The sequence below is a fragment of the Hydrogenophaga sp. OTU3427 genome, assembly GCF_038440225.1.
Taxonomy (GTDB): Bacteria; Pseudomonadota; Gammaproteobacteria; order Burkholderiales; family Burkholderiaceae_C; genus Hydrogenophaga.
Window position 1 is genome coordinate 13,937 of the sequence record NZ_JASATI010000020.1, and the last position, 12,970, is coordinate 26,906.

General features: G+C 67.2%; 10 protein-coding genes. 2 read left to right on the forward strand and 8 right to left on the reverse strand.

Features of this window, described 5'->3' with window-relative positions; translation table 11 throughout:
• Positions 1–34: 34 nt before the first annotated feature.
• The 4 genes from leuB to AAHB17_RS13100 all read right to left on the reverse strand — a co-directional run bounded on the left by leuB (position 35) and on the right by AAHB17_RS13100 (position 5,109).
• Entirely contained in the window at positions 35–1,135 is a 1,101-nt protein-coding gene (leuB, locus tag AAHB17_RS13085; RefSeq protein ID WP_342131039.1) for a 3-isopropylmalate dehydrogenase, read from the reverse strand.
• Between the two features lie 7 nt (positions 1,136–1,142).
• Complete coding sequence (locus tag AAHB17_RS13090) at positions 1,143–2,120, reverse strand: Bug family tripartite tricarboxylate transporter substrate binding protein (RefSeq protein WP_342131040.1); 978 nt, start codon at positions 2,118–2,120, stop codon at positions 1,143–1,145.
• A gap of 31 nt (positions 2,121–2,151) precedes the next feature.
• Positions 2,152–4,119, reverse strand: a complete 1,968-nt coding sequence (locus AAHB17_RS13095) for an aconitase family protein (RefSeq protein ID WP_342131041.1) — start codon at positions 4,117–4,119, stop codon at positions 2,152–2,154.
• A 108-nt stretch (positions 4,120–4,227) separates the two neighbouring features.
• Positions 4,228–5,109 carry a LysR family transcriptional regulator gene (locus tag AAHB17_RS13100; protein WP_342131111.1) on the reverse strand — a complete coding sequence of 294 codons (882 nt, stop codon included), beginning with the start codon at positions 5,107–5,109 and terminating at the stop codon, positions 4,228–4,230.
• A 203-nt stretch (positions 5,110–5,312) separates the two neighbouring features.
• On the opposite strand from AAHB17_RS13100, the gene mdeB reads away from it, so the two are divergent.
• Positions 5,313–7,877: an alpha-ketoglutarate dehydrogenase gene (mdeB, locus tag AAHB17_RS13105; protein WP_342131043.1), complete on the forward strand. Its 2,565-nt coding sequence runs from the start codon at positions 5,313–5,315 to the stop codon at positions 7,875–7,877.
• On the opposite strand, the gene AAHB17_RS13110 is transcribed toward mdeB, so the two are convergent.
• From AAHB17_RS13110 to AAHB17_RS13125, 4 genes are read right to left on the reverse strand one after another with little or no spacing between them, the layout of a single operon-like run.
• On the reverse strand, positions 7,851–8,816 hold the full coding sequence (locus AAHB17_RS13110) for a PDR/VanB family oxidoreductase (RefSeq protein WP_342131112.1): 966 nt from the start codon (positions 8,814–8,816) through the stop codon (positions 7,851–7,853). The genes mdeB and AAHB17_RS13110 overlap by 27 nt on opposite strands.
• A 14-nt stretch (positions 8,817–8,830) precedes the next feature.
• Positions 8,831–9,805, reverse strand: a complete 975-nt coding sequence (locus tag AAHB17_RS13115; RefSeq protein WP_342131044.1) for a Bug family tripartite tricarboxylate transporter substrate binding protein — start codon at positions 9,803–9,805, stop codon at positions 8,831–8,833.
• A 23-nt stretch (positions 9,806–9,828) separates the two neighbouring features.
• Complete coding sequence (locus AAHB17_RS13120) at positions 9,829–10,797, reverse strand: amidohydrolase family protein (protein WP_342131045.1); 969 nt, start codon at positions 10,795–10,797, stop codon at positions 9,829–9,831.
• Between the two features lie 19 nt (positions 10,798–10,816).
• Entirely contained in the window at positions 10,817–11,878 is a 1,062-nt protein-coding gene (locus AAHB17_RS13125; RefSeq protein WP_342131046.1) for an aromatic ring-hydroxylating dioxygenase subunit alpha, read from the reverse strand.
• A gap of 116 nt (positions 11,879–11,994) precedes the next feature.
• On the opposite strand from AAHB17_RS13125, the gene AAHB17_RS13130 reads away from it, so the two are divergent.
• Complete coding sequence (locus tag AAHB17_RS13130) at positions 11,995–12,906, forward strand: LysR substrate-binding domain-containing protein (RefSeq protein ID WP_342131047.1); 912 nt, start codon at positions 11,995–11,997, stop codon at positions 12,904–12,906.
• Positions 12,907–12,970 lie beyond the last annotated feature (64 nt).

Consider the following 12,970-nt stretch of genomic DNA (forward strand, 5'->3'; position numbering starts at 1 on the left):
GAAGGGAGCGATCCGGGGAGGCGCGGTTCTGCTGTCAACTCAGCGCCGCAACCACCGCATCACCGATCGCTTCGGTACCCATGGCGGCCCCCGCGCCTGGCAATTCCCGTGTCCTGTGGCCGGCACGAAGCACCTGCACCACCGCGTTGTCGATGCGCGTGGCCAGGTCTGGCCGGCCCAGCGAATGTCGGAGCATGAGGGCCGCCGCCCGGATGCAGGCCATTGGGTTGGCCAGGTTCTTGCCGGCGATGTCCAGGGCCGTGCCATGGCCCGCCTCGAACATGCCCCGTCGGGCCGAGCCCACCAGGGCAGAGGCGGGCAGGCCGATGGAGCCGGTCAGCACCGAGGCCACGTCGCCGAGGATGTCGCCGAAGAGGTTGCCCGTCAGTAGCACGTCAAAAGCAGCCGGGTTGGCGACCAGCTGCATGGCGGCGTTGTCGGCGTAGGCATGTGTGAGCGCCACGTCGGGGTAGCCGGCCGACACCCCCGTGACCACCTCGCGCCACAGCCGGGAGGAAGCCAGCACGCTGGCCTTGTCCACGCTGCACAGCCGTTGGCGCCGTTGTCGGGCGGCCTGGAAGGCGATGTGTGCCACCCGCAGGACTTCGCCCTCGGCGTAGGCCATGCTGTCATGACCCTCGCGCTGCCCGGCGAAGGGCCCGGACGTGGCCGTGCGCTCTCCTTTGGGTTGTCCCGTGTAGGCGTCGCCATCGAGTTCGCGCACCACCAGCAGGTCCACCCCGGCGGCGCGCTCCGATTTCAGGGGGGACAGGTGCGCCAGGTCGGGGGGAATGGTGATGGCCTTCAGGCAGGCGAACAGGCCGAGCGAGCGGCGCAGGCCGAGGATGGCTTTCTCCGGCCGCAGTTCGGGTGCCAGGCTGTCGTGGCGGGGGTCCCCTACGGCGCCAAACAGCACGGCGTTGGACGCCAGGGCCAGGTCCAGCGTGGCCTGGGGCAGTGGGTGGCCCACGGCTTCCAGGCCTGCTCCGCCGACGGGCGCATACCGAAGCTCGACATCAAACGCCGGGCTCCTGAGCGCATCCAGCACCTTGACGGCCTGGCGGATGACTTCGGGTCCGATGCCGTCACCCGGCAAGACGGCGATGGCATGGCGCCGCGAGGTGGAAGGCGACATCGGGCGCTCAGTCGGCGGTGGCGCCAGACTTCTTGACCAGCGCGAGGTGTTTGTCGAGTTCGGCCTTGAAGAACCCCACCGTTTGCTCGGGGGTGCTCACGATGGTGGCGATGCCCTGTGCCGCAAAAGCCTGCTGAACTTCGGTGGACGACACAGCCTTTTTCACGTCCTGAAAGAGCTTGTCGACGGTGGCCTTGGGCAAATCCGCCGGTCCGATGACGGCGAGCCAGGCGTCAAAGGCGTAGTTGGGCAAGCCGGATTCGGCCAGGGTAGGCACGTCGGGCAAAACCGCGGAGCGTTGTTTGGTCGACGTGCCGATGGCCCGCAGCTTGCCGGCCTTGATGTGGGGTGCCGCTGCCGTCACCGACACGAAGCCTGCCTGCACCTGGCCGCCCAGCAGGTCGGTGACCAGCGGCCCGGTGCCTTTGTAGGGCACGTGGGTGATGTCCACGCCGGCTTCCGAGGCAAACAGCTCGGCCGCCAGGTGCAGCACGCTGCCGTTGCCAGCCGAGCCGATGTTCATCTCGCCCTTGCGCGCCTTGAGCAATGCAATGAGCTCCTGCGCATTCTTGGCCGGAACCGACGGCGACACCACCAGCACCAGCGGCACCGTGCCGACCACGGTGATGGGTGTGATGTCCTTGAGGGCATCGAACAATGGCTTCTTGTAGATGCCTGGGTTGATGACGTGATTGGACGAGGTCAGTGCCAGGGTCAAACCGTCCTTGGGCGCCCTGACCATCTGGGCGGTGCCGGTCATGCCACCGGCGCCGGGCAGGTTCTCCACCACAACGGGGTGGCCGGAGGCCTGGGCCAGCGGGTTGCTCAGGCTGCGCGCCACGGTGTCCACGGTGGAGCCGGTGGTGAGCGGGACGATCAGGCGCAGGGGCTTGTCCGATTGGGCCCAGACCAGCGAGCTGGTGGCCATCAGGAGGATGCCGGCGCCCATCAGGCACAGGCGGCGGGGGGCGGTGTGGTTGGTCATTCTGTCTCCATTCTTGTGTGTCGGTGATCGGTCAATGGGCGTGCCTGGCCCTGAGTTCTTCAAATGAACACAGCTCGCCCGCGATGGCGCTGGCGATCACGGTGGCTGGGTTGGTCAACCAGACCTGGCCGGGGCCGGAGCGCCCTGGAAAATTGCGGTTGATGGCACTGACGGTGACCTGGTCCGCCTGGGTGGACGAACCCGGACCGCAGTTGGCGCATGCCCCACAAGAGGGCTGAAGAAACACGGCCCCTGCCTGCTCGAAGATCGGGGTGTAGCCGCGCGCCTTGCAGTAGTCGCGCACCGCCGTCGTGCCGAACTGCAGGTACAGCGCCACGCCTGGCGCCACGCGCAAATCCTGGGAGACCGCCCAGGACATCACCTTGAAGTATTCGTCGAAGTCTTCCCGTTTGCCCGCCGTGCAGGAGCCGCCGTACGCGATGTCGACCTTGGGGCGCTTGTGCACGCTGGCGATGGGTACCCCATTGCCCGGGTCCCCTGGCAGGGCCACCATGGGCGTGAGCGTCGAGCAATCCACGCGCAGGGTGTGTTCGTAGTGGGCACCCGGATCGCTGAACATCCAGTCCTCGAGTTCAAAGGTGATGCCACGGCGCTCCTTGAGAAAGCGCTGTGTCTCCTGGTCGGGCTCGACCAGGCCGGTCAAGCCACCCAGCTCGGCCGTCATGTTGGTCAACGTGGCGCGTTCATCGGTGCTCATGGCCTTCACGGTGGAACCCGTGAATTCGAAAACCCGGCCGACGCCGCCGCCGTCCCGAACAAAGGCTTGGGCCAGCAGATGCAGCACGACATCCTTGGCCGCGACACCTTCCTGCAATCGGCCGTCGAGTTCCACACGCAGCACCCTGGGGACCGTCAGGCGAACCGCGCCGGTCATGAAGGCGTTGGCCATGTCGGTGGTGCCCACGCCAAAGGCCACACAGCCGAGGGCGCCGCTGTGTGGCGTATGCGAATCCGTTCCCACCACCACCTGGCCCGGCAGCGCGTAGTGTTCGGCCACCATCGCATGCGAGATGCCGGCCACGTTGCTGCCATCGTCCTGTTGTGCTTCGTCGTCCGTCAAGGTCCGGTGGCAACGCAGTCCGTAGGCATCGACAAAATCCCGCTGGGCCCTGCACATGGCGGCGACGTTGGAGACCAGGCCCTGGGCCACGTGGGTGGGGCTTTGCTGGACGTAGGAGGTGTGGTCCTCGAACACCACGATGGATTCGGGATGCTGGAGCGTCAGCGGCTGGCCGAAGGTGGTGTGCAGCATGTGCGCACACATGCCTGTGTAGTACTCGTGGATGAAGCGCCAATCGGCCCGCACGAAGCAGCCTTCGCCAGGCTTGGGGGCCGCGCAGGTCTGTTCGGTCCGCAGAGCGTGACGGGCCAGGATTTTCTCGAACAAGGTCTGGGGCTGCCCTGCCTGCGCGCTGTCGCCTGGCAACACGTCTTTCATGAAGCCTTGCCCATAGGCCAGCAGACCACCCGCTTTCAGGATGTGGGCCGCCAACGGGTCGCGGTCGCGCACCAGCTCTTCAACGTCAATCGCTTCGCCGGATCGGATGCGCTCGATCAGCCCGAAATCGGTCGAGGTAAACAGTCCGATGTTGTCGGCGTTCTGGCGGTAGATGCGCTCGAAGCTCTCGGCAATCACCAGCTGGATGCCCGCGTATTTTTCCGCCGTCGGGCTGTGTTCCCGAGATGACCCTTTGCCGTAGCGCTTGCCCGCGACGGTGACGCTGAAGCCGCCCTGCCGCACGCTGTTGACGCCGAAGGGGCGTGTGTTGCCCGACTTGAACCCGGTGTAGGGGAAGCGCCCCAGCGCATCGTCGTAGTGGGTCAGGATGGGGACGGGCGTGATCTCGTCTGTGGAGACGTCGTCCCTCAGCGCGCCGGCGTCAGGCAGCCCCAGGTCGCGGCCAGCCAGTTGCGCCGCCACCCGTTCGGGGTCGCTCGACAGAAAAAGAACTCGACCGGAAAATCTCAGCGATGTCATGGGCAACCTCAGTGGCCGCCAATGTATCGGGCTTGCCTCAGATGGGCTTGTGCTGTTTGGGCAGAGGGGACCACGCCAAATGGGTGGTCCGGGTTAACCCTCGGCGGGTCAGCCACGCAAGGCGTCGAGCAGCGCCTGGACGGCGGCACGGCGTGGCGATTTCCGCATGGCGACGAGCGTCAGTTCGCGTTCGGCCCACGGGTCGGTCAGTGGCCGCAATTCAAACTGGCCCGAGCCGGCGTAGGCGGTCGCCGCGCTGCGGGGCACAACGGCAATGCCCATGCCCGCTTCCACCATCCGGCAGACGGCGTCGAAGCTGTTGACCGTGACCGCCACCTTCAGTGGCAGATGGGCCGCGGCGGCCCGTTCCCGCAACAAGCTGTCGAGCGCACCGCCAGGCTGAATGCACACCAGTGCAAACGTGAGCAATTCCTTGAACGTGGTGGACTCGACCGCCGACAAAGGGTGTCCCCGCGGAACGATGACAAACAAGGGGTCCTTGGCAAAGCGCCACGCGTCCAGGCCTCGGGGAATGTTGTCCTCGGCCGCCACGCCAATGTCGGCCACGTCGTCCAGGCAGGCACGCAACACCTCACCACTCAGGCGTTCCTGCAATTCAACCGTGACGCCGGGGAAATCGAGCGCGAATTGTTTGAGCCGTTCAGGCAGAAAGCCAATGACCGCCGATGAATTGGCGAACAGACGGACGCGCCCTGAAACCGCGCCCTTGAGCGCCTGCACATCCTGCGTCAGAGCGAGCAGCAGATGGTCCAGGTCGTGTGCCCTGGCCAGCACCACCTGCCCCGCGTCGGTGAGTTCGACGCCCAGAGCGGACCGCACCAGCAGGGGCGAACCCAACACATGTTCAAGGTCCGCGATTCTGCGGCTGAGCGCCGATGGTGCGATGTGCTCCTTGGCCGCAGCTCGCGAAATCGAGCCCTCCCGGGCGACGGCCACAAAAAGCTGCAGGCTGAAGGGGTCGATGCGCAGCATGTTGGATATCAGAAGGGCTATGGGTCCGGGATTGAAGCATGGCCACTGCCCAGGCATGCACAAGGCGGTGGCGAAGAGGTGGATCTTGCTGCCGTGGCGGTATCGTGCCGCAGAATGTGCTGCCGTGGTGGCTGATGGCGTGGTTTTTAGGTGGCACCTGCCAGCACATTGTGCCTACAGTGGTGCATCAGGAGACCCCGATGACCGATACCGATCCGACCGAAACCCAGGAGTGGCGCGACGCCTTCCTTTCGCTGGCGGCCCAGTCCGGCCCGGCCCGCGCCCGCGAGATCCTCGACGAACTCGCCCGTCTGGCGCGCAGCCAGCGCGTGGGCTGGACGCCCGAGCTCAACACACCTTACGTCAACACCATTGCCGTCGAACAGCAGCCGGTGTTTCCGGGTGACCTGGCCGTGGAGGAGCGTCTGGCGTCCTTGATGCGCTGGAACGCCCTGGCCATGGTGGTGCGGGCCAACCAGGCCTACGGTGAATTGGGTGGCCACATCGCCAGCTACGCCAGCGCGGCCGACCTGTTCGAGACCGGCTTCAACCACTTCTTCAAGGCCGGACGCCAGAGCGATCTGGTGTTCTTCCAGCCGCACAGCGCGCCGGGCGTGTACGCCCGCGCCTTCCTCGAAGGCCGCCTGAGCGAGCAGGATCTGATGCACTACCGCCAGGAAATCGTGGCACCGGCCACCGGCGCGCGTGGCCTCTCCAGCTACCCCCATCCGTGGCTGATGCCCGACTTCTGGCAGTTCCCCACCGGCTCCATGGGCCTGGGGCCCATCAGCAGCATCTACCACGCGCGCTTCATGCGCTACCTCACCCACCGCCAGTTGCTGGACTGCGGTACACGCAAGGTCTGGGGCGTGTTCGGCGATGGCGAGATGGACGAACCCGAGAGCATGAGCGCGCTGACCCTTGCCGCCCGCGAGAAGCTGGACAACCTGGTCTGGGTGGTCAACTGCAACCTGCAGCGCCTGGACGGCCCGGTGCGTGGCAACGGCCGCATCATCGACGAGCTGGAAAAACTCTTTGCCGGTGCCGGCTGGAACGTCATCAAACTGGTCTGGGGCAGCGACTGGGATGGCCTGTTCGCACGCGACACCCAGGGTGCCTTGGTGCGTGCCTTCGCCAACACCGTGGACGGGCAGATGCAGACCTTCGCCGCCAAGGACGGACGCTTCAACCGCGACAACTTCTTCGGCCAGAACCCGGAGCTGGCCGCCCTGGCCCAGGGCATGACCGACGAGCAGATCGACCGCCTCAAGCGCGGCGGCCACGACCTGGTCAAGATCCACGCGGCCTACGCGGCCGCTGCCGCCCACACCGGCCAGCCCACCGTCATCCTGGCGCAGACCAAGAAGGGCTACGGCATGGGCACGGCCGGCCAGGGCAAGATGACCACCCACAGCCAGAAGAAGCTGGACGAGAGCGACCTGATCGAATTCCGCAACCGCTTCAACCTGCCGCTGACCGATGCGCAGGCCACCGGCCTGGCCTTCTTCAAACCCGCCGAGGACAGCGCGGAGATGCGCTACCTGCGCGAACACCGCGAGCGCCTGGGCGGCAGCCTGCCCAAGCGCGAGACCGCGTGCGACGTGGTGCCGGTGCCGCCACTCGCGGGCTACGGCCAGTTCGCGCTGAAGGCCGACGGCAAGGAGATGAGCACCACCATGGCCTTTGTGCGCATGTTGGGCGGCTTGCTCAAGGACAAAGAACTGGGGCCGCGCATCGTGCCCATCGTGGCCGACGAGGCGCGCACCTTTGGCATGGCCAACCTGTTCAAGCAGGTCGGCATCTACAGCAGCGTGGGCCAGCGCTACGCGCCCGAGGACATCGGCTCGGTGCTGAGCTACCGCGAGGCCCTCGAGGGCCAGATCCTGGAGGAAGGCATCAGCGAGGCGGGGGCCATCGCCAGCTGGACGGCGGCGGCCACCAGCTACAGCGTGCACGGCCTGGCCATGCTGCCCTTCTACATCTACTACTCCATGTTCGGCTTCCAGCGTGTGGGCGACGCCATCTGGGCCGCCGCCGACCAACGCGCGCGCGGCTTCCTGCTGGGCGCCACCTCGGGGCGCACCACGCTGGGCGGCGAAGGCCTGCAGCACCAGGACGGCAGCAGCCACCTGGTGGCGGCCACCATTCCCAACTGCAAGGCCTACGACCCCGCCTTCGCGGGCGAACTGGCGGTGATCATCGACGCCGGCATGCGCGAGATGCTGGTGGAGCAGAAGGACGTGTTCTATTACGTCACGCTCATGAACGAGAACTACGCCAACCCCGACCTTCCCGAAGGGGCGGACGAGGGCGTGCTCAAGGGGGGCTACCACTTCGGCAGCTACGGGCCGGACCACGGCCAGCGCGTCACGCTGCTGGGCTCGGGTGCCATCCTCACCGAGGTGATCCAGGCCGCTCGGCAATTGGCTGAGCAAGGTGTGGGCGTGGACGTGTTCAGCATCACGAGCTGGAGTGAACTGGCGCGTGATGGCGAGGCCAGCCAGAACGCCCAACCCAGCGCCTACATCGCCCGGTTGCTGGAGCGCAGCGGTGGTCCCATCGTGGCCGCCACCGACTACGTGCGCGCCGTGCCCGAGAGCGTGCGGGCTTACCTGCCCGCAGGCCGGCGCTACAAGACCCTGGGCACCGACGGATTCGGGCGCAGCGACACGCGGGCCGCATTGCGCGCCTTCTTCAAGGTGGATGCGGCCAGCATCGTGCAGGCCGTTCACGCGGGCTCAGAGATCCAGCACGAGAAACGCTGACTTGGCCCGCGAGCAGCAGGGCGTGAACCGGTCGTTGTGTGCCTGTTCGGCTGCCGTCAGAAACTGGTCGCGGTGGTCGGGTGTGCCCTGCAGGACGGGCGTGACACAGGTGCCACAGATGCCTTGCTCGCACGAGGTCGGCACGGGCACACCCGCCGCGGCCAGGGCGGCGGTCGCGGTCTGGTCGGGCGCCACCATGATCCAGCGCTTGCTGCGGGCCAGCCTCAGCTCGAACGCGGTGTCGCCCGCCAGCGTGGTGGGCTCGGCGGCAAAGAATTCGTGGTGCAACCGCGCCTCCGGCCAGCCGGCCTCGCGCGCGGTGCGCAGGACGGCGTCGATGAAACCTTTGGGGCCGCAGACGTAGAGGTGGGTGCCGGCGTCCGGGTCGGATAACAAGGCCGGCAGATCCAGCTTTTCTGCGGGCGCGCCGTCGTCGAAGTGGCGGTGCACCCGGTCGGCAAAACCCGATTGGGCGATGCGCCCGTCGAAGGCCATGCGCTCGCGGGAGCGGGCGCTGTAGTGCATCTCGAAATCGGCGTCCAGGCGCGACAGGCGCTCGGCCATGCAGAGGATGGGCGTGATGCCGATGCCGCCGGCCAGCAGCAGGCTGCGCGTGGCCTGCTCGTGCAGCGCGAACTGGTTGCGTGGTGGGCCCACCCGCAACACGTCACCTTCGTGCACGGTCTCGTGCATGGCGCGCGAGCCACCCCGCGAGGCCGGGTCCTTGAGCACGCCGATGACGTAGCGGTGCCGTTCCTCGGCCGGGTTGCACAGCGAGTACTGGCGCGTCAGTCCGTTGGGCAGGAACACATCGATGTGTGACCCGGCGGCGAAGGCGGGCAGCACGGGGGCGTCTATACCCACGAGCTCGAAGCTGCAGATGTCCAGCGCTTCCAGCCGCTTGCGCTGCACCCGCACGGCGAGGGGCGGCGTGTTCATGCTCGTGTTCATGTTCAGTCCGCCGTGATGCGCGCGTCGACGACGACCTTCTTCCAGCGCGCGAGGTCGCTCTTGACCACCTGCGCGAACTGGGCCGGGGTCGAGGTCTTCACGCTCAAGCCCTTCTGCGCCAGTTCGGCCTTGATGTCGGGCATGTTCATGACCTCGACGAAGTCGCGGTTGATGCGGGCCACGGTGTCGGCCGGCGTGCGGCCCGGCGCGAACACGCCGTACCACGCGTCGATGCCGTCCATCACGGTGATGCCCTGTTCCCTGAAGGTGGGGATGTCGGGTGCGATGGGGTTGCGCTGCTCGCCCGTGACCGCGATGAAGCGCATCTTGCCGGCCTGCTCCAGCGGGCGGGTGGAGTGCACGGTGGCGAACATCATCTGCACCTGGCCACCCATGAGGTCGGTCAACGCACCCTGTATGCCCTTGTAGGGCACGTGCATGGCGTCCAGGTGGTGGGCCGACTTGAACAACTCCATGGCCAGGTGCTGCGGCGTGCCGTTGCCGGGCGTGCCGTAGTTGATGTTGCCGCCGCTCTTCTTCACCAGCTCGATGAGCTGCTTCATGTCCTTGGCGGGCACGGCCGGGTGGACCACGAAGGCGTAGCCGGCCTCGGCCAGCTTGGCCACGGGCGCGAAGTCGGTCACCGCGTCAAAGGGCACGCTCTTGTAGATCGATGGCGTCATGGTGAAGGAGTTGATCGCCATCAGCAGCGTGTGGCCATCGGGTGCCGCGGTGGCCACCGCCTGCGCCCCCAGGTTCCCGCTGGCGCCCGGCTTGTTGTCCACGATCACCGGCTGGCCCCAGCGTGCCGACAGCCTGGGCGCGATGATGCGGGCGATGATGTCGCTGCCGCTGCTGGGCGTGAAGGGCACGACCAGGGTGATGGTCTTGGACGGGAAGGGCGCGGGGCTCTGGGCCAGCACAGGCGTGGCCAGGCAGGCGGCCGCGGCGGCCAGCGCGAAGTTGCGTCGTTGCATGGGGAGGTCTCCGTGTTTTTGGGTCAAAGTTTCAGCAGGCGTTCGGCATTGAGGTGGGCCAGCTTGGCGCGGTCGCTGTCGGCGATGGGCAGCGATTCGAACCAGCGCACGGCCTCGACGTTGGACTCGAAGGGGTAGTCGACCGAGAACAGCATGTTGTCGAAGCCCACCACGCTGGCGGTGCACATCAGCTCGGGCGTGGAGAACACGCCGGCCGTGGTCAGGCTGAAGTGGTCGAGGAAGGTGTTGCGCACCGACTTCTTGAGCTGCGGGTACTTGGGGGTGAGGCGCCCGTCGGCGCGCCACAGCGCAAAGGGCAGCAACTCGCCCATGTGGCCGATCACCATCTTCAGGCCGGGGAAGCGGTCGAACACGCCGCTCAGGATGAGGCGCAGCACATGGGTGCCGGTTTCCACCGCATAACCCCAGGGCGCGTAGCCCAGCACCGGGTAGTCCTTGTAGTAGGCCTCCAGCACGGCGGGGTGGGGGTTGGCCGGGTGCAGGTAGATGGGCACGTCCAGCGCTTCGGCGGCTTCGAAAATGGGCCAGAAGCGCTGCTGGTCCAGGTAGGCGCCGCGCGTGTGGCCATTGACCATGGCGCCCTTGAAGCCGTATTCGGTCACGGCGCGCTCCAGTTCGCGGGCGGCGGCTTCCGGGGCGGCGGTGGCCAGGGTGGCGAAGCCGGCGAAGCGGGTGGGGTGGGCGGCCACGGCTTCGGCCAGGTAGTCGTTGGCACCTGCCGCCAACTTCACGGCCAGCGCCGTATCTTCGATTTCCTGCACGCCGGGCTTGGTGTGCGAGAGCACCTGCACCGCGATGCCGGCGTCGTCCATGACCTGTATCCGGGCGTCGCCCAGTTCGTCCAGGCCGGGCACGCGGGTGGGCGACAGCAGGGCCTGGTCCACGGCGTCGAGTTGCGCGGCCACTTCGGCATGCAGGAAGTGCTCTTCGAGCGCGATGAGTTTCAGCTTGGGTGGGCGGTGGTAGTTCATTGCGATGTCCGGGTGCGGTTCAGTGGGTTTCGGTGCCGGCGGCAGCGGCTTCCTCGGCCAGCAGGCCATCCAGGATGCGTTGGCAGCGCACCGGACCGACGTCGATGTCCAGCAGCACCGGCCGCACGTGGGGGTGGCGTTGGATGTTGTCCTGTTGCGCCTTGAGCATGGGGTCGTCCTGCTCCTTGAAGGCGTAGCGGCGCATCTCGGCGATCTGGGCCTTGAAGGCTTCGTCGCCCTCCTCGGGCGCAGCGCCGATGGGGCCCTGGCGGGCGGCGGCGGTGAAGTAGTGGGTGGTGGTGGCGGTCTCGGGGGTCAGGATGTGGCAGCCCAGCTGGCCCGAAAAGTTCGAGCGGTCGCTGCCCACCGCGTAGGTGCCGACGTCGTTGAGCACCGCGCCGGGCGCGCTCCAGCGTATGGTCTGCCACATGTTCACGGGCGCGCCGTCGCGCTTGAACAGCAGGTCGCGCAGCTTGGGCGGGCGCACGTTGTGCATGTCGCGCTGCACATAGACGTAGGGGCCGTCCTGCCGCACCTCGATCTCGGCCCAGGCGGTGTCTTCGTTGCCCAGCAGGCCGTCGTGCAGGTAGGCGGCGTGGCTGAGGTCCATCAGGTTGTCGACGATGCCGCGGTAGTTGGCGTCCATCGCCAGGGTGTCGCGCCGACCCACGTCGTGGCCGGACGCCGCGTCCAGGTAGCTGAATTCGGGGATCAGGCTTTCATCCGGCGTGGCCGTGCCCATCCAGATCCAGACCATGGTGTGCTTCTCGACCAGGGTGTAGGTCTTGACCCGGCACTTGGCCGGTATGCGGCCCTGGCCGTGCGGGTTCTTCACGCACTGGCCGGACGCTTCGAATTCCAGCCCGTGGTAGCCACATTGCAGGTGGCCATTGGGCAGCAGCTTGCCCAGGCGCAGCGGCGCCAGGCGGTGCGGGCACATGTCTTCCATGGCCACGGGGGCGCCTTGGGCGTCGCGGTAGAAGACCAGGGGCTCGTCCAGCAGGGTGCGGGCGGTGATGTGGCCGGGCTGGAGGTCGTCGGACCAGATGGCCGCGTACCAGCAGTTGCGCAGGTAGTTCATGGTGTGTCTCCTTCAGGGGAAGGGCCCCTGGCTGTGTCTGTGGGGCCAGTCTAGGCAGGTGACATGAAAAGCAAAAGATGTCAAAAAAGTTTTGGCAATCGAATAAAGTTATCGCCATGAAACTCCACCAGTTGCATGCCGCGCTGACCGTGGCCGAGAAAGGCAGCCTGCGTGCGGCCGCCCGCGAGCTGGGCATGTCGCAGCCGGCGCTCACCCACAACATCGGCGAGCTGGAGCGCGAACTGGGCGCCGCCCTGTTCGAGCGGCGGTCACACGGCATGACCCCCACGCCGGTGGGCGAGCTGTTCCTGCGCCGGGCCAAGGTGATCGCCAGCGAGTCGCGCCGCGCGCGCGAGGAGGTGGCCCAGTTCCTCGGCAGCGACCACGGCGAGGTGGTGGTCTGCCTGTCCATCGTCGCGCACCTGGTGCTGCTGCCCACCGCCTTGCCCCTGTTCGAACGGCGTTTCCCCCACGTGCGGCTGCGGGTCATCGAGGGCTCGTTCCCCGCGGTGGAGGCGCGGCTGCGCGACGGCAGCGTGGATTTTTTCATCGGCCCCGCGCCCGATGAGAACCTGTCACGCGAGTTCGTGCTGGAGCAGCTGTTCGACAACACGCGGGCGGTGTATGCCCGGCGTGGCCACCCGTTGGCTGGTGCGCGCTCGCTGTCCGAGCTGACCGAGGCGCGCTGGGTCACCACCGGCGCCACCGACAACGCCGAGGCCAAGTTCGCCGAGGTCTTTGCCCAACACGGCCTGCCCGCGCCGCGCGTGGTGGCGCAGGCCGAGACCATGTTGTCCATGCTGATGATGGTGATGTCGTCCGACGCGCTGGCCATCTCGCTGCGCCAGTACAACGAATTTCCGCTGACCCGCAGCGCGCTGCAAGTGATCGAGGTGAAGGAGCCGCTGCCGGCGCCGCGGGTGGTCATCATCCGGCGCACGGCGCTGCCGCTGACACCGGCGGCCGAGTACCTGGCCGACATGTTCCGCCGCGCGGCGGCGGCTTACGCGCGTTCGGTGCCTGGTTGAGTCGGTCCCTCGCGGCCGGCGCCGCACAACCCACACTGCGATTCCACCCACACGAGACTGCCCT